General features: G+C 68.9%; 1 protein-coding gene. It reads left to right on the top strand.

Annotated features, from left to right (window positions below):
- The first annotated feature begins 21 nt into the window (after window positions 1-21).
- On the top strand, window positions 22-19,617 hold the full coding sequence (locus tag OIK44_RS12560) for an SDR family NAD(P)-dependent oxidoreductase (RefSeq protein ID WP_273671097.1): 19,596 nt from the start codon (window positions 22-24) through the stop codon (window positions 19,615-19,617).
- Window positions 19,618-19,623 lie beyond the last annotated feature (6 nt).

Genomic DNA, 19,623 nt, shown 5'->3' with positions numbered 1-19,623 from the left:
AAATGTAATGAGAAAACAATAATGAATTTTCTACAGTACGTTCTCGAGGAAGTAAAAAGCCGCCGCGTTTCGCATCATCAGGCGTTGGAACTCGTGCGCCAGTACCAGGAGCGCGCCGCCGTTTCGGCGCCGGCGCCGCTGCATCCGCTGGCGCAGCGGAATACCTCGACGCAGGCGCAACAGCGCTACAGCGCGACGTTCAGCGGCGACGAGTTCTTTTTTGCCGACCACCTTGTCCACGGACAGCGCATCCTGCCCGGGGCCGCGCATCTGGAGCTGGCGCGCGCGGCGGTTGCGGCCGCCCTCGAACTCGATGGCGCGGGCTGCGGCATCTGCCTCGAAGGCGTCGTGTTCCTGCGGCCCGTCGTCGTGCATACGGCAGCGGACGGCGCGGCCGCCCCGCTGCAGGTGCATATCTCCCTGTCGACGCTGGACGGCGGCACGTTCGAGTACCGCATCCACGGGGATGACGAAGCGCTGCCGTACAGCCAGGGCCGCGCCATGCTGCTGGCGCAAGATGCCGCGCCGGCCTTGGATCTGGACGCCCTGGCGGCGCATGCCCGGGAGGAAACCTCGGCGCAGCGGCACCACGAGTTGCACACGGCGCTGGGTTTCCATTACGGCCCGCAGTTTGATCTGGTCGACCGGGTGCGCACGGGCAGCGACGCCGCCGGCCAGCCGTGGGCGCTGGGCGACCTCGACCAGTCCCGGGCGCAGCGCCTGGAAACCGGCTTTGCCCTGCATCCGGGGATGATGGATTGCGCGCTGCAGGTGTCGACCGAGTTGTTGATGAGCGTGCAGAGTGGGGATGAGCAGCGCCTGGCATTGCCGTTCGCGATGGAGCGGGTGGAGATTCTGGCGCCGCTGCCGGCGCGGGCGCGGGTGCTGGCGCGCCTGAGCCCGGGCACTGACGCGCATGGCGCGGTGCAGAAGGTGGACGTGCAGATCGGCGACGAGAACGGCGCGGTCTGTGTGCGGCTGTCGGGGTTCAGCAGCCGCGTACTGGATAGCGCGGCGGCCGGTGTGCAGGCGGCGCCTGAAATGCCGGGGCAGGATGCCGCTCAGGCGGCGCAGTCCGGCGGCGAAGGCGAAGACGGCGAACTGCTGGAAAAGGTCCAGCGCGCGCTGACGCAGGAGGTCAGCACCTTGTTGAAACTGCCGCTGAGGCACATCGCCCTGGACGCGCAGCTTACCGAGTTCGGCTTTGATTCGATTTCGCAAACCACCTTCGGCAACCAGCTCAACAAGAAGTATGGCCTGGCGCTGAGTCCGACCCAGTTCTTCGAGACGACGACGCTGGATGCGCTGGCGCACCACCTGGTGCAGGCTTACCGGGCGCAGATGGCGCAGGTCTTGCATGTGGCCGCGCCGGTGAACCGGCTGCCCGCAGCCCCTGCGGCGCAGGCCGCGCGGTCGGTGGCGCCGCCGCAGCGGCTTGTCCACGCCGCAGCGGCGAAAGCCGCGCCGGAGGGCGCGCCGGAGCCGGTGGCGGTGATCGGCATGAGCGGGGTCTTCCCGCTGGCCGAGGATCTGGCGGCACTGTGGGAAAACCTGCGCAACGGGCGCGACTGCATTACCGAAGTGCCGCAGGCGCGCTGGGACTGGGACAAGCTGGCGGCTGAGTTCGGACTGGAGCCGGGCGTGCGTATCAACAGCCGGGCCGGCGTGATCGACAGCCTGGCCGAATTCGATCCGCTGTTCTTCCGCATTTCGCCGCGCGAAGCCCTGACCATGGACCCGCAGCAGCGGCTGCTGATGACCTACGTCTGGAAGGCGGTCGAAGACGCCGGTTATTCGGCGCAAAGTCTGGCGGGCAGCAAGACCGCCCTGTTCGTCGGCACCGGCTCTAGCGGCTACGCGCGCCTGGTTGTCCAGGCGCGCACGGCGATCGAGGGCTACAGCACGGCCGGCACGGTGCCGTCGATGGGACCGAACCGGGCCAGCTACTGGATGGATTGGCACGGACCGAGCGAACCGATTGACACGGCCTGTTCGAGCGCCCTGGTGGCCATCCACCGTGCGGTGGCGCTGCTGCAGATGGGCCAGTGCGAGCTGGCGCTGGTCGGCGGCGTCAATACGCTGATCGGGCCCGAGGCGCAAATCAGTTTCAGCAAGGCGGGGATGTTGGGCGAGGACGGCCGCTGCAAGACCTTCTCGAAGGACGCGAACGGCTACGTGCGCGGCGAAGGCGCGGGGATGCTGATGCTCAAGCCGCTGAGCGCGGCCGAGCGCGACGGCGACCACATCTACGGCCTGATCCTCGGCAGCTCGGAAAACCACGGAGGCAAGGCCAGTTCGCTGACGGCGCCGAACCCGCGCGCGCAGGCGGACCTGATCAAGGAAGCGTTCGATCGCGCCGGCGTCGATCCGGCCACGGTCGGTTATGTCGAGGCGCATGGCACGGGCACGCCGCTGGGCGACCCGATCGAGGTGCAAGGCTTGCAGACGGCGTTTGCGGAACTGGCGCAGCGGCGCGGCGGGGACGTGCCGCAGGCGGCTTATTGCGGGCTCGGTTCGATCAAGACCAATATCGGCCACCTGGAACTGGCGGCCGGCGTGGCCGGCGTCATCAAGGTGCTGCTGCAGATGCAGCACAAGACCCTCGTGCCGAGTTTGCACAGCGCGGAAATCAATCCCTATATCCAGCTTGAGGGCAGTCCGTTCTACATCGTGCGTGAGACGCAGCCCTGGAAAGTCCTCAACGACGCGCGCGGCAACCCGCTGCCGCGCCGTGCCGGCGTGTCGTCGTTCGGTTTCGGCGGCGTGAACGCCCACGTGGTGTTGCAGGAATATATTGCGCAAAGCGAAACGCGCGCCGACGCGGCGCCATCCGCGTTCCTGATCGTCCTGTCGGCCAGGAACGAGGAGCGCTTGCAGGATCAGGCGCGCCAGTTGTTGCAGGCCATCGAGTGCGGGCGGCTGGCGCCGGCCGATCTGGCCGACCTGTCCTATACGCTGCAAGTGGGGCGCGACGGCATGGAAATGCGTCTGGCCTGTGTCGTCGGCACCCTGGAGGAATTGCGGGAGAAGCTGAACCTTTATCTGCAGGGCGATCCAGCCATCGACCAGCTGTATCTGGGCGAGGTCAAACGCCACAAGGAAACGTTGTCAGCGTTCGCCTCGGACCTTGAGCTGCAGGAAGCTATTGTGAAGTGGATTCAGCGGGGCAAGCTGGACAAATTGGCCGATCATTGGGTGAAGGGGCTGAACTACGACTGGAAGCAGTTGTACGGCGATTGCAAGCCGCGCCGCATCAGCCTGCCGACCTATCCGTTCGCGCGCGAACAATACTGGCCTGCCGGGGCCGAGCCGACGGTCGCCGCCAATGGCGCGATGGCCGCCGTGCTGCATCCTCTGGCCCAGCGCAACACCTCGGATTTCTTCGGGCAGCGCTATAGCACCACGTTCACGGGCGCGGAGACTTTCCTGTCCGGCCACCTCGTCCAGGGCAAACGGGTCTTGCCCGGCGTGGTGTATCTGGAAATGGCGCGGGCGGCGCTGATCCAGGCCGGCGGACTGGCCGGGGACGCCGGCCTGCGGCTAAAAGAGGTCGCCTGGGCCGAGCCGCTGGTGGTGGAGGCCGAGCCGGTGGAGGTGCATATCGGCCTGTACCCGGAAGAGGGCGGAGCGGTCGGCTTCGAGATGTACAGCGGCGAGGAGCGGGTACACAGCCTGGGTACGATGGAAACCTTCCAGCCGGGCGCGGCGGAACGGCTCGACCTGGCCGCGCTGCGCGCGCAATGCGGCGCCGCCACGCTGGTGGGAGGCGATTGCTATGCGCGCTTTGCCGCGCTGGGACTCGCATATGGCCCCGCGCAGCAGGCCATCGAGGCGATTCACGTCGGCGCCGGCCAGGCGCTGGCCCGCTTGCAACTGCCGGCTGGTGTGCTGGATCATGTGCTGACGCTGAGTCTTCTCGATGCCGGCTTGCAGGCGGTCGCCTGTCTGGCCGGCGATGAACAACGGGGCCAGCCGGCCTTGCCGTTTACGGTGGAAACAGTCGAGATCGTCGGCCGCTGCACGCCGCAGATGTGGGCGCTGGTGAAGGCGGGCGGCGACAGCACGGCCCAGGTTTGCAAATACGACGTCACGCTGTGCGACGACGAGGGCGCGATTGTTGTGCGATTCCAGGGTTTCGCCGCGCGGGCGGTGGAAGGCCAGCCGGGCGCCGGCAGCGTGTTGCTGCTGCGCCCGGAATGGCGGCGGCAGCCGGCGCAGGGCGCCGCGCCGCAGTACCAGGAGCGCCACGCGGTGCTGTGCGGGGTGGGCGTTGCCGCGCCGGCCTTGCAGGAAAGGATGACCGGCGCGGCTTGCGTCGAGCTGGCGGCCGGGAGTGATCTGGCCGTCGACTACAGCCATGCCGTGCAGCGGTTGTGCGCGGCGGTGAAGGCCATCCTGCAAGGCAAGCCGGCCGGGCCGGTGCTGTTGCAGGTGGTGGTGCCGGCCGAAGGGCCGCGCCAGGCGCTGGCCGGGCTGGCCGGTTTGCTGAGGACGGCGCGGCAGGAGTTGCCGAAGCTGGTCGGCCAGTTGATCGCCGTCGGCTCGGGAGTGGGCGCGGACGCTCTGGCGGCCATGCTGGCCGCGAATGCGGCCTGTCCGCAGGACGTGGTCATCCGCCATGTGGATGGCCAGCGCGAGGTGGCCGACTGGGAGGAAATGACGGCCGAAGCGGCGGCGCCGCCACCGTGGAAGGCCGACGGCGTGTATCTGCTCACCGGGGGACTGGGCGGGCTGGGGCAGTTGTTCGCCACGGAAATCGCGCGCCGGGCGCGCGGCGTCACGCTGGTGCTGACGGGGCGCCGGGAACTCGACGACGCCGGCCGCCAGCATGTGCGTGCGCTGGAAGCGCTGGGGGCGACGGTGGCCTACCGGGCGCTCGACGTGGCCGACCGGGAAGCCGTGCGCCAGCTGGTCTTGCAGGTGCGGGAAGAGTACCAGGGCTTGCACGGCATCGTGCACGCGGCCGGGGTGTTGCGCGACAGCCTGCTGTTGAAGAAGACGCCGGAAGAGGTCGAGGCGGTGCTGGCGCCGAAGGTGGCGGGCCTGCTGCATCTGGACGAGGCGAGCCGCGACGTCGAGCTCGACTGGCTGATCTGCTTCTCGTCGACCAGCGCGGCATTGGGCAATGCCGGGCAGGCCGACTACGCGGCGGCGAACGGTTTCCTGGATAGTTACGCGCATTACCGCAACGGTTTGGCGGCGCAGGGGCTGCGGCACGGCCGGACGGTGTCGGTGAACTGGCCGCTGTGGAAGGAGGGCGGCATGCAGGTCGATGCGGCGACGTTGCAGGTGATGGAGCAGGTAGCCGGACTGGTGCCGCTGGCATCCGACGACGGTCTGCAGGCGCTGTACCGGATCTGCGGCGGCGCCGGCGCGCAGGCGATGGTGCTGTCGGGAGTGGCCGGGAGAATCCGCCAGCGCCTGCTGGCCCGGCCGGAACGCGCGGTGCGGGACACTGCCGCGCCGATGCCGGCCACGGGCGATGCCGAATTGCTCGAAGAGAAAATCCGGCGCTTGTTGCTGAACACCTTGTCTACGTTGCTGAAGATGCCGGCCGAAGACATCGATGGCGAGGCCGAACTGAGCGAGTTTGGCCTCGATTCGGTGATGCTGACCGAATTCAACAAGCAGTTGAATCGGGAATACGGGATCGCGTTGACGCCGACCATTTTCTACGAATACCCGACTTTGAACCGCTTCGCCGGTTATCTGGCGCAGGAAAACCATGCCGTGTTCGCGGCACGCCTGCTGGCGCCGGCGGCCAAGGCGGCGCCCGAGACAGCGCCGGAGACGACAGCGGCGCCGGCGCCCGCCCGGCTGCGGCGCCGTTTCCGGCCGGCGCCGGCGCTTGCCGGTGCGCCGGCAGCGCTCAGGCCGGCGGCGCCCGAGCCGATCGCCATCATCGGCATGAGCGGCTGCTTCCCGATGGCCCGCGACCTTGACGAATTCTGGGACAGGCTGGTCGGCGAACAGGATTGCATCAGCGAGATTCCGGCCAGCCGCTGGGATTGGCGGAAGAGCTACGGCGACCCGGCCACCGAGGAAAACAAGACCAACGTCAAATGGGGTGGTTTCATCGATGGCGTGGACGAGTTCGACCCGCTGTTCTTCGGTATTTCGCCGAAGGAAGCTGAAATGATGGACCCGCAGCAGCGTCTGCTGATGACCCACGTCTGGAAGGCTATCGAGGATGCCGGCTACGCGGCCGGCAGCCTGTCGGGTTCCCGCACCGCGCTCTACGTGGGGACCGGCGCCATGGGCTACGGCAACCTGCTGGACCGGGCGCAGTTGGTCATCGAAGGCTATTCGGCGACCGGCGTGGTGCCGTCGGTGGGGCCGAACCGGATGAGTTACCTGCTCAATCTGCATGGACCCAGCGAGCCGGTGGAGACGGCCTGTTCGAGTTCCCTGGTGGCCTTGCGCAAGGGTGTGATGGCGATTGAAAACGGCGGCTGCGAGTTGGCGATCGTCGGCGGCATCAACACCCTGGTCACGCCGGAGGCGCACATCAGCCTGGGCAAGGCCGGCATGTTGTGTGAAGACGGCCGCTGCAAGACCTTCTCGGCGCAGGCCAACGGTTATGTGCGCGGCGAGGGCGTCGGCATGCTGGTGCTGAAGCGGCTCAGCGCCGCCGAACGCGATGGCGACCATATTTACGGCTTGATACGCGGCACAGCGGAAAACCACGGCGGCCGGGCCACCTCGCTGACGGCGCCGAACCCCAATGCCCAGGCGGACTTGCTGAAAGAGGCTTACCAGGCCGCCGGCGTGGACCCGCGCAGCGTCGGTTACATCGAGGCGCATGGCACCGGCACGCCGCTGGGCGACCCGATTGAGGTGAACGGGCTGAAGATGGCGTTCAAGGCCCTGTACCAGGACGCGGGCGCGGCGGCGCCGGACGCGCCGCATTGCGCGCTGGGCTCGGTGAAGAGCAACATCGGCCACCTGGAACTCGCCGCCGGCGTGGCCGGGGTGATCAAGGTGCTGCTGCAGTTGCGCCACAAGACGCTGGTCGGCAGCCTGCATTGCGACGAGGTCAATCCCTATATCGACCTGCAGGACAGCCCCTTCTATCTGGCGCGCCAGAGCGGCGAGTGGCCGGCGCTGCACGACGGGCAGGGGCGCGAATTGCCGCGGCGGGCGGGGGTGAGCTCGTTCGGATTCGGCGGCGTCAATGCGCACGTGGTGATCGAAGAGTACGTGGGCGTGGCCAATACGCGTCCGGCGCGGGCGCCTGACGGTGCTGCGCTGGTGCTGCTGTCGGCGAAAAACGCCGAGCGGCTGCAGGCGCAGGCGCAGCAACTGCTGGCCGCGATCGAGGCCAACGGCTGGGGCGACGATAGATTGGCCGAGCTGGCCTACACGCTGCAGGTGGGCCGCGAGGCCATGGAGGAGCGCCTGGCGCTGGTGGTGGATTCGATGGCGCAGCTGAAGGAGAGGCTGGCGGCCTTTGTCGCGGGCCAAAGCGGCATCGCCGATCTGTTCCGTGGCCAGGTCAAGCGCAACAAGGAGGCGCTGGCGGTCTTTGGCGCCGACGAGGACATGGCGCGGGCGATCGAAGCCTGGATCGCCAAGGGCAAGTTGCACAAGCTGGTCGATCTCTGGGTCAAGGGACTCGCTTTCGACTGGAGCAAGTTGTACGGGGAGCAGAAACCCATCCGCATGAGTTTGCCCACCTATCCGTTCGCCCGCGAGCGCTACTGGGTGCCGCCGGGCGCGGCCCAGCCCCCGGCCGAAGTGGATGGCGGGCTGGTGGCATTGCATCCTCTGGTCCAGCGCAATACCTCCGACCTGAGCGAGCAACGCTTCAGCACGCGCTTGACGGGAAACGAGTTTTTCCTGGCCGATCACGTCGTCCAGGGCAAGCGGGTGTTGCCAGGGGTGGCTTATCTGGAAATGGCGCGCGAAGCCATCAGGCTGGCGGTCGGGCGGCAAGGCGCGCCGGGCATTACGCTGAGCCATGTCGTGTGGGGACGGCCGATCGTCGTCGAGGACACGCCAGCCGATGTCCACATTGCCTTGCTGCCAGAGGATAACGGCGGACTCAGTTACGAGATTTACAGCGAAGCGGGCGGCGAGCGGCTGTTGCACAGCCAGGGGCGTGCCGCCACCGGCGCGGCCGGCGCGCCGTTGACGCTCGATCTGGCGCGGCTCAGGCAGGTCTGTACGGAAGAAGTTCCGGCGGCGCAGCTGTACGCGCGCTTCCGGCGCCAGGGCCTGGCCTACGGCCCCGCCCATCAGGCGCTCACCGCCTTGTACCGGGGCGAGGGCACGCTGTTGGCCCGCCTGGAACTGCCGCCGGCAGTGGCGGCGACGGCGAGCCGCTTCCACTTGCATCCGAGCTTGCTGGATGGGGCCTTGCAGGCGCTGCTCGGCTTTGCGCCGGAAGAGCAGGATGGCATGCGGACGGCGCTGCCGTTTGCCTTGCAGGAGCTGCAAGTGCTGGGCGACTGCGGCGAGCGGATGTGGGCGGTGGCGCGGCCCAGCCAGGGAAGCCAGGCGCAGGATACGGTGCAGAAATTCGATCTGGACTTGTGCAAGGACGATGGCGCGGTGTGTGTGCGTTTGAACGGATTCACCACACGGGTGCTGGAGAACGCCTCCGCCGCCGGCGCAACGCTGTTGCTGCGGCCGGAATGGCGGGCCGACGCGGGCGCGGCGGCCGAGGCGCCGGCCTACGCCCGGCATCTGGTGTTGTTGTGCGACAGCCGGGTCGATGCCGCCGAATTGTCCGGCAGCCTGGACCGGGCGCAGTGCCTGCATTTGCCGGACGGGTATGTGGAACAGGCGGAAAGCGTGCTGGCCCATCTGCAAACGCTGTTGCAGGACAAAGGCAAGGCGCCGCTGCTGGTCCAGCTGGTGGTGCCGGCGTTCGGGCCGCAGCAGGTGGCGGCCGGACTGGCCGGTTTGCTAAAGACGGCAAGGCTGGAGCATCCCAAGCTGATCGGGCAGTTGATCGCCCTCGATGAGGATAACGATGCAGGCGCGCTGGCGCTGAAGCTGCGCGCGAACAGCCGCCGGCCGCAGGACGTGCAGATACGCTACGTCGAGGCCGAAAGGCAGGTGCTGGGCTGGAGCGAGCTGGCGGACACGGCGGCGCAGCGGCCGTGGAAGGCCGGCGGCGTGTACCTGATCACCGGCGGACTGGGGGGGCTGGGCCTGATTTTCGCGCAGGAAATCGCCCGCCAGGCGCCCGGCGCCACGCTGGTGTTGACTGGCCGGCGCGCGCTCGACTCAGCCGGCCGGCAAGTGCTGCGTGAATTGGAGGCGGCCGGCGCGCGGGCCGACTACCGCGCGGTGGACGTGGCCGACTACGACGCCGTGCGCTGGCTGGTCCTGCAGGCGTGTGAAGATTATGCCGGCCTGCATGGCATCGTGCATGCCGCCGGCGTGATCCGCGACGGTCTGCTGGCGGCGAAGACGGGGGCAACCCTGCGCGAGGTGCTGTCGGGGAAAGTCAGCGGCCTGATCAACCTGGACGAAGCGAGCCGGGACATCGAACTCGACTGCTTCATCTGTTTCTCGTCGCTTGCCGCAGTACACGGCAACGTCGGGCAAGCCGATTATGCGGCCGGCAATGCCTTCATGGATAGTTACGCAACGTACCGGAACGGCCTTGTTGCGCTGGGCCAGCGGCGCGGCCATACGTTGTCGGTGAACTGGCCGCTGTGGCAGCAGGGCGGCATGCAGGTCGGCGCCGCGACCGTGCAGGCGATGACGCGGGCGACCGGCATGCTGCCGCTGCGCAGCGAAAGCGGCATCGACGCGCTGTACCGGGCGCTGGGCAGCGGCCTCAGCCAGGTGGCGGTGGCCGAAGGCGACGCCGGCCGGATGCGCCAGGTGCTGCTGGGCGCGCCGGCGCCGCACGCGCCGCCGCCGCCGCCCGTCAAGCCGGCGGCGCCTAGCCCGGAGCCGGCCGCCGCCGGCCAGGACGCGGCCGCGCTGCGCCTGAAGGCCGGCCATTACTTGCGCAAGCTCCTGGCCGGCACGCTGCACCTGCCGGCGCAGCAGGTCGAGATCGACGCCCCGCTGGAGAAGTACGGCATTGACTCGATCATGGTGATGAGCATCACGGTGGCGCTGGAACGGGTATTCGGCCCCTTGTCGAAGACCCTGCTGTTCGAGTACCAGACGCTGCAGGCGCTGGCCGACTATTTTGTCGAGCAGCACCTGGCGCAGCTCAGTGCCGTGCTCGACGAACCGGCGGCGCCGCCCGCCGCCGTGGCGGCGCCGGCAAGCGACGCCGCCGCTGCGCCGTTCGCGGCGCCGCGGACCACGGCCCGGCGCTTCCTCGGCGGCACGCTGCCGCAGCCGGCGCAGGCCCCTGTCGCGAAGGACGACATCGCGATCATCGGCGTTGCCGGCCGCTATCCGCAGGCGCGCGACCTGGCCGCTTATTGGGATAATTTGCGCAAGGGCGTCGATTGCATCAGCGAAATTCCCCGGGAGCGCTGGGACCACACCGCGTATTTCGACCCGGACAAGAACGCGCCCGGCAAGACCTACACCAAGTGGGGCGGCTTCATCGACGGGGTCGACGAATTCGATCCGCTGTTCTTTAATCTCTTGCCACGGGACGCCGAGCTTGCCGACCCGCAGGAGCGGTTGTTCCTGCAATGCGCCTACGCGGCGATGGAAGATGCCGGCTACACGCGCGAGATGTTGGAGCGCTATCAGGCGCAGGGCATGAAGGGCAACGTCGGGGTCTATGTCGGCGTGATGTACGAGGAGTACCAGCTGTATGCCGCGCAGCAGCAACAGCGCGGCAATGCCTTGACGGTATCGGCCAATCCTGCCTCGATTGCCAACCGCGTTTCGTATTTCCTGAATCTGCATGGCCCCAGCATGGCGGTCGACACCATGTGCTCATCGTCGCTGACCGCGCTGCACCTGGCTTGCGAGAGCTTGCAGCGGGGCGGCTGCGAGATGGCGATCGCCGGCGGCGTGAACGTCTCTATCCATCCCAATAAATACCTGATGCTGGGCCAGGGCCGCTTTGCATCGAGCAAGGGGCAATGCGAAAGCTTCGGGCTCGGCGGCGACGGCTATGTGCCGGGCGAAGGCGTCGGCGCGGTGATACTCAAGCCGCTCAGCCGGGCGCTTGCCGACGGCGACCATATTCATGGCGTGATCAGGGCCACCAGCATCAATCATGGCGGCAAGACCAACGGCTATACGGTGCCGAATCCGCTCGCCCAGGCGAAGGTGATCGCCGGCGCGATCAAGGCGGCGGGCATCGAGCCGAGGACGATCAGTTATATCGAGGCGCACGGCACCGGCACATCGCTGGGCGATCCGATTGAAATTACCGGCCTGAGCAAGGCATTTGCCGAATACACCAGCGACCGGCAGTTCTGCGCCATCGGCTCGGTGAAGTCGAACATCGGCCACGGCGAGAGCGCCGCCGGGATCGCGGCGCTGACCAAAGTGCTGCTGCAGATGCGGCACGGACAATTGGTGCCTAGCCTGCATTCGGCGACGACCAATCCGAATATCGACTTCGCCCGGACGCCCTTCGTCGTGCAACAGGAATTGGCGGAATGGCGCCGGCCGCTGCTCGACATCGACGGCGTGCGGCGGGAGTACCCGCGCATTGCCGGCATCTCCTCGTTCGGGGCGGGTGGCGCGAACGCCCACGTGATCGTTGAGGAATGGCCGGCCGAGGCCGCCCCGGGCTACGCGCCGCCGGCCGGACAGCCGCTGCTGGTGGTGCTGTCGGCGAAGCAACCGGAGCGTCTGCTGGAACGCGCGCGGCAATTGCTGGAAGCGCTGGAGCGCGGCGAGGTGACCCAGGCGAACCTCGCCGACGCCGCCTATACCTTGCAGGTCGGGCGCGCGGCGATGGACGCGCGGCTGGCCCTGGCGGTCGATTCATTGGAGACGCTGCGCGACAAGCTGCGCCAGGTGCTGCAGGGCGACGAGGCGGTCGACGAGGTCTATCGCGGCGACGCCAGGCGGCACAAGGATGAGATGTGGCTGCTGACGGCCGATGAGGATATGCAGGCGATGCTTGCCGGCTGGGTGGCCAAGGGCCGGCACGGCCGGCTGCTGGAGCTGTGGACGAAGGGCTTGAACTTCGACTGGAACAGCTTGTACGGGCCGGACGATGCGCCCAAGCCGCGGCGCATCAGCCTGCCGACCTATCCGTTCGCGCGGGAGCGTTACTGGCTGCCGGTTGGCCCGGCGGCGGCGCCGCCGGCTATCGCCGCGCAGGCCGCCGCGCTGCATCCGCTGGTCCAGCGCAACACGTCCAGTTTTGCCGAGCAGCGCTTCAGTTCCAGTTTCGACGGCAGGGAGTTCTTCCTGGCCGATCACCAGGTTCAGGGCAGAAAGGTCTTGCCCGGGGTGGCTTATCTGGAAATGGCGCGCGCAGCCATGGAACAGGCCGGCGGCATGGCGGCCGGCGACGGCCTGCGTTTCCGCAACGTGGTGTGGTCGCGGCCGCTGGTCGTGGACGATCAGGCCGTTGCGCTGCATATCCGCCTGCATCCGGAACAAACCGCCCAGGTCGTCTTCACCGTCTACGGCGACGATGGCGACGCCGCGGCCTACAGCCGGGGAACGCTGGAAGCGTTCGCGCTTGCCGCGCCGGAGCGGATCGATCTGGCGGCGCTACGGGCGCAGTGCGGCCGGGCGGAGTGGCGTTCGGCCGACTGCTACGCGAGGTTTGCGCAGGGCGGCCTGCAGTACGGTGCGGCGCACCAGGGCATCGACACCCTGTACCTGGGCGAGGGGCGGGTCTTGGCGCGCCTGGTCCTGCCGGCGCCGCTGGCGGCGACGCGGCAGCAGTTCGGCCTGCATCCGAGCCTGCTGGACGCGGCCCTGCAGGCGCTGATCGGCCTGGGGCCGCAGGAAGCGGGCGGCGCGCCCTCGTTCTTGCCGTTCGCGCTTGAGCAACTGGAGGTGCTGGGCGCCTGCGAGGAACGGATGTGGGCGGTGGCTAGCTTCAGTCCAGGCAGCCGGCCGGGCGACCGGGTGCAGAAGTTCGATCTCGACCTGTGCGACGACGACGGGCGGATTTGCGTGCGTTTCAAGGGCTTCAGCACGCGCGCGCTTGAGGCGGAGCCGGGCAGGGCGGCCGGCGCCGGCGCCATTGAGACGGTGTTGCTGCGGCCCGAGTGGCGGGCCGCGCCGGCCCCGGCAGGCGCCGCGCCGGTCTATTCCGGGCACCTGGTGCTGCTTTGCGACAGCCAGATGGACGCGGCGGCGTTGGCCGCCTGCCTGCCCGCCGCGCGCTGCGAGCATTTGCCGGACGACTACGCCGGCCAGGCGGAGCGGCTGTTGTTGCAGTTGCAGGCGCTGTTGCGGGCCCAGCCGGGCACCGAGGTGCTGGTGCAGGTGGTGGTGCCGGAATTCGGTCCGCAACAGGCGGCGGCTGGGCTCGCCGGCCTGCTCAAAAGCGCGCGGCTGGAGCATGCGAAACTGGTCGGCCAGCTCGTCATCGTCGACCGCGAGGACGACGCGGCGCAGCTTGCCGCCAAATTGCGCGAAAGTGCTGGCTGTCCGCAGGACACGCAGATCCGCTACGGCGAAGGCGAGCGGCAAGTGCTGGCCTGGGCCGATCTGGCCGACAATCCGCCGCTGTTGCCGTGGCAAGCCGATGGCGTATACCTGATCACCGGCGGCCTCGGCGGCCTGGGCCGGGTCTTCGCCATGGAGATCGCCAAACAGGTTCGCGGCGCCACCTTGGTATTGACCGGCCGGCGCGAGCTCGACGAGGCCGGACGGCAGCAATTGCGCGCGCTGGAGGCTTGCGGCGCCACGGTCGAATACCGCGCCGTGGATGTGGCGGACCGCGAGGCGCTGCGGCGCCTGTTGCTGCAGGTGCAGGAAGATCACGCGGGCTTGAATGGCATTCTGCACAGCGCCGGCGTGCTGCGCGACAGCCTGCTGCTGAAGAAGACCCGGGCCGAGCTCGAAGCCGTGCTGGCGCCGAAGGTGGCCGGCCTGGTCAACCTGGACGAGGCGAGCCGCGACATGGCGCTGGATTGCTTCATTTGCTTCTCGTCGATCTCCGCCGTGCGCGGCAATATCGGGCAGGCGGACTACGCCGCGGGCAACGGCTTCATGGACGCCTACGCCGCCTACCGTAACAGCCTGGTGGCGATCGGCCAGCGCCAGGGCCAGACGCTGTCGGTGAACTGGCCGCTATGGCAGGAGGGGGGCATGCGGATCGACGCCGCCACCGAACGGGCGATGCGGCAAATGACCGGCATGGTGGCGATGCGCAGCGACGCCGGGATCGCGGCGCTCTACCGCGCTTTCGGCAGCGGACTGGACCAGGTGGCCGTGCTGGAAGGCGACCCCGGCCGGGTGCGCCGGCTGCTTGCCGACGCTGTGCCGGCCGCCGTGGCGGGCGCTGCCGCGCCCGGCGCGCCCGCCGCGGCGTCCGCCGCGCTGATCGAACGCAAATTGATCGGCATGGCGGCGGCGCTGGCCAAGGTGGCGGTGGAGATGCTCGACGGCGAAACCGAGCTGCACGAATACGGCTTCGACTCGATCATGGCCACCGAGCTGGGCAACCGGCTCAATCAGGAATACCGGCTCGATCTGGCGCCGACGGTGTTCTTCGAGCATCCGACGCTGGGCGGCCTGGCGCGCTATCTGAGCAGCCGCCATGCGGCGAACTTCGGCGCGGACCCGGCTTCGCCGGCGCCGCCGATGCCGGCCGCCGCAGCGCCGAGCCCGCCACGGCCGGCACTGCCGCAGCGCCTGCCCGCCGCCGCTCCCGCAGCGCCGGCGTCCGGGCCGGAGCCGATCGCGATCATCGGCCTTTCCGGGCGCTTCCCGCAGGCCGACGATGTCGAGGCGCTGTGGCAGAACCTCAAGGCCGGGCGCGACTGCATCACCGAGGTGCCGCCGGAGCGCTGGGACATCGCCGCCTATTTCGATCCGCAAAAGGGCCTTGCCGGCAAGAGCTACACCCGGTGGGGCGGCTTCATCAATGGCATAGAGCAGTTCGACGCCCTGTTCTTTAATATATCGCCGCGCGAGGCCCAGGCGCTCGATGTGCAGACCCGGCTGTTCCTGCAGACGGTATGGACCCTGCTCGAAGCCGGCGGCCACACCCGTGAAAGCCTGCGCCAGCAGTACCAGGGCCAGGTCGGCGTGTATGTGGGCGCCATGCCGCAGGCAGCGGCCTTGCCCGCGGGCGATCCGGTGCTGACGCCAATGGCCACGGCGAGCGGCATCGCCAACCGGGTTTCGCACTTCTTCAATTTCGAGGGGCCGAGCATTGCCATCGACACCATGTGTTCGTCGGCGATGATGGCGATTCATCTGGCCTGCCGCGATCTGCAGCAAGGCGAATGCCGGCTGGCCGTGGTCGGGGGCATCAATTTGTCGCTGTCGCCGCAGAAATTCGTCAGCCTCAGCCAGGTGCAACTGGTCGGCAGCCATCCGGCGTGCCGCAGCTTCACCGACGGCGACGGCCATCTTTCTTCGGAAACGGTCGGCGCCGTATTGCTGAAGCCGCTGCGGCTGGCGATTGCCGACGGCGACGCCGTCCTGGCCGTGATCAAGGGCACGGCGACCCAGCACAGCGGCCGTTCGACCGCTTACGGGGCCGCCAACCCGAATGCCCAGGCGCGTGTCATCGAGGAAAGCCTGCGCCGGGCCGGCGCGGCGCCGGCGAGCATCGGCTACATCGAAGCGGCGGCCGCCGGGCTGGCGCTCGCCGACGCGATCGAGGTGGCCGCATTGAACAAGGTGTTCGCCGCGGCCGGTGGGAAAGGCTGGCGCTGCCCGATGGGGGCGGTGAAATCCGGCCTGGGCCATCCGGAGATGGCGTCCGGCATCGCGCAACTGGCAAAAGTGGTCCTGCAGCTCCAACACCGGGAACTGGCGCCGCTGGTGGCCGTCGGCGCGCCCAATCGGCAGTTGCGGCTGGACGAGACGCCGTTTTACCTGCAGCACGCTGCGGCGGCCTGGGAGCCGCTGCAAGGGCCGGGCGGGCAAGGCTTGCCGCGGCGGGCGCTGATCAATTCGTTCGGCGCCGGCGGCACCTACGTCAGCGCCGTGATCGAGGAGTTCGTGGCGGCGCCGGCGCAGCCGGAGGGGGACGTCGCGGCGGAAGCGCAGCTCTTCGTGTTCTCCGCCAGGAGCGCGGAGCGGCTGCAGGCGGTGCTGGGACAAGCCTTGCTGCGGCTGGAGGGCGGCGGCAGCGTCGTCCTGCGCGACCTTGCCTATACCTTGCAGGCCGGGCGGGAGCCGATGGATTGCCGCCTGGCCGTGGTGGCGACGACGCGCCAGGAGCTGATCGGACAGTTGCGGGCGGGCCTGGACGGGCGGCAGGGCAGCCCTCTGTCCTTGCACCGTTCCGTCGATGCGGGCGCCGCCGCTGCGTCGCCGCGCCTGCCGGCGGGGGTGCTCGACGGCTGGCTCGTCGAAGGCAATCTCGACGGGCTCGCCGCGTACTGGGCGCAGGGCGGCGTGGTGCCCTGGGCGAGGCTGCATGCGGGCCGCGCCGTGCGCAAGATCGCCTGGCCGACCTACCCGCTGGCGCCGACCAGCTACCCGCTTGGCGCCGCCGTATTGGCGCCGGCGCAGCCCTTGCCGGCCGCGCCGGCGAACGGCGCCGCCGCATCGATCGTCGATGCCGTCGCCATTGCGCTGGGCATTCCGGCCGTCGAGCTGCCGATGCACCAGCCCCTGCATACCTTGGGGTACAACTCGATTGCCGCGCTGGAGTTGAAACAGCGGCTGGAGGCGGCGCTGCGGCGGCCGGTGGCGCTGGCGCTGCTTGCCGACGGCCAGCGCTCGATCGAGGCGCTGCTGCGCTCGCTGGAGATGCCCGCGTCCGATGCCGGCGCCGCCACGGCGATACCGGCGTCGTCCCTGCTGCCGCAGCTGATTCCGCAGGCGGAGGCGCGCCACGAGCCGTTTCCGCTGACCGACATGCAGCAGTCCTATCTGCTCGGCCGCAAGTCGACGCTCGACGGCGACCGGATCGGGGCGCACCTCTACCTCGAAATCGAGGTCGGCGGCGCACTGAATATCTTCCGCCTCAACCAGGCATGGAACCGGCTGGTGGCGCGCCACGACATGCTGCGGGCGGTGGTCGGCGAGGATGGCCGCCAGCGGATTCTGCCGACGGTGCGCGACTACCGCTTCAAGGTGCTCGACCTGAGGCGCCAGAGCGAGGCCGAGCGGCGCGGCAAGGCCGACAGGCTGCGCGAGACGATGGAGCATCACGTGTTTGCCGGCGCCGCATGGCCCTTGTTCGATATCCGGGTGGCCATCGGCGACGAGGGGCGGCACCGCATCCACTTCAGCATCGACGAATTGATCGTCGACGGGCTGTCGCTGGAGCTGCTGCTGCGGCAATGGGCGCAGCTGTACGCCGATCCGGCGCTGGTGCTGCCGGACATGGAGCTGTTGTTCCGCGACTACGTGCTGGCGATGCAAGCCTTCGAGGCGTCGGACAGATACCGGCAGGATCTGGCGTACTGGCTGGAGCGGCTGCGCGGCATGCCGGGCGGCCCCTTGCTGGCGCGGCCGGGCGCGGGGCAGGCCGCCGATGGGGCGCGGCGCCGCACGCGGCTGGCCGGGCAACTGGCCGCGCCGCACTGGCAGGTGCTGAAAGCCAAGGCGGCGGCGCTGAATGTCTCGCCCACCTCGCTGATGCTGGGCATCTTCGTCGAAGTGCTGCGGACCTGGGCGGCCGAGCCGAGCTTCACGCTGGTGCTAACCTATTTCAACCGGCCGCCGCTGCATCCGCAGATCCGCGAACTGATCGGACCGGCGATCTCTTCCTTGCTGTTCGTGGTCGAAGCGGGCCATGACGCGGACCTGGCGGGCATTCTGCAGGCGCATCACCAGCGGCTGTGGGAAGACCTCGAGCACAGCGCCGTCGGCGGTATCCAGGCGCTGCGGCAGTTGCGCGGCCGGGGCGGCCGCGCCGTGCCGGCCACGCTGCCCGTGGTGTTCACCTCGATGTTGGGCGGCGCCTTCCCCGAGCCGGCGGCGGCGCCTCTGGGCGAGGTGGTCTATTCCGTCAACCAGACCCCGCAGGTCTACCTCGACCATCAGTTGCGCGAGTCGGCCGGGGGGCTTGAATACAGCTGGGATGTGGCCGAGGGCTATTTCGAGTCGGGCCTGATGCGGACAATGTTTGCGGCCTACGCCGCGATACTGGAGGGCCTCGCCGCCGGCCGGCTGGCGTGGACGCTGGCGAGCTTCGCGCCGGCCGAAAAAATGGCGGCAGTCGACGCCGATCCGGCGACGGCGCAGCTGGCCGCTTTCCTGGCCGAGGCGCAGGGGGAGGACCCGCTGGCTCCATTTCAGTTGACGGACCAGCAGCAGGCTTACGCGGTTGGCCGCGACAAACGGCTGGAAGGCGGCGGCAGCAGTTGCCAGTTCTACCAGGAACTGCTGGCGGAGCGGCTGGACGTGGCGCGCCTCGACCAGGCGCTGGCGGCGCTGATCGCGCGGCATCCGATGCTGCGCACGGTGGTGCAGGCCGACGGCAGCCAGGCGCTGCTGGCGCAGGCGCCGCGCTACACGATCGCGGTGGATGACCTGCGGCGGCACAGCCGCGAACAGCGGCAGGCGGCGCTGGCCGCGACCCGGCAGGCGCAACTGGGGCGGGCGGTGCCGCTCGGCGAGTGGCCGTATTTCGCGGTCAGCGTGTCGCTGCTGGAGGCCGACAAGGCCAGCGTGCATCTGTGTTTCGACTTGATGCTGGTGGACAGCACGAGCATCGGCCAGCTGCTGCTTGAACTGTTGCGGCTCTACCAACAGCCGCAAGCCGCGCTGCCGCCGCCGGGGCTGAGTTTCCGCGACTACCAGCGGGCGGTGGCGCGTTTCAAGGGCACGCAGGGCCATGCCGAACGGCTGGCGTACTGGAACCGCAAGTTCGCCGACCTGCCGGCCGGGCCGGCGCTGCCGCAGTTGCCGGCGACGGCGGCCCTGGCTGGGCATGCGCATCAGCGCATCAGCGGCGAGCTGCAAGCCTGGGGCGCGTTGAAGCAATACGCGGCCGCAAACGGCGTCGCGCCCGGCCTGATTGCGCTGACCGCCTACCTGGAGGTGCTCTATGCCTGGAACGGCCAGCGGCCGCTGGCGGTGGTCGTGCCGGGCTGGGAGCGCCTGCCGGTGCATCCCGACATCGAGCGCGTGGTCGGCGATTTCACCGCCTTAAGCTGGTCTGTACGAGAAAGCAATATGATACAATTTGCAATACGGCTAAAACAGGTGGCGCGGCAACACGCCGACGACCTCGCGCAGCGGCCGGTCAGCGGCCTGCAGGCGCTGCGGCGGGTGATGCTGCGCGACCGGCAGCGGCCGTTGCGGTTTCCCGTGGTGTTCACGAACCAGGTCACGCCGCTGACGCTGCGGGACGCGCAGTTCGTGCTTGGCGAGGCGCTCAGCAAGACGCCGCAAGTGTATCTCGACAACCTCAGCAGCGAAGCGGGCAGCCGCCTGCTCTGCAGCTGGGACTTCGCCGGCGATGTGTACGCGCCGGCCATGGTCAGGGAAATGTTCGACGGTTACCTGCGGCTGCTGGAGCTCCTGGGCAGCGATCCGCTGGCCTGGCAGCGCAGCGATTTCGGCGACGTTATCCGGGCGCGGCCGGCAGCCTATGGCGAGGCGGCCGACCTGGCGCTGGCAACATGATTATTG

The organism is Janthinobacterium fluminis (assembly GCF_028595325.1).
In the GTDB taxonomy this organism is placed as follows: domain Bacteria; phylum Pseudomonadota; class Gammaproteobacteria; order Burkholderiales; family Burkholderiaceae_D; genus Janthinobacterium; species Janthinobacterium fluminis.
This window is presented reverse-complemented; position numbering and strand designations above follow the sequence as displayed.

Excerpts from the sequence above, each read along its gene's own strand:
- OIK44_RS12560 (WP_273671097.1), top strand. The coding sequence starts at position 22 with ATGAATTTTCTACAGTACGTTCTCGAGGAAGTAAAAAGCCGCCGCGTT.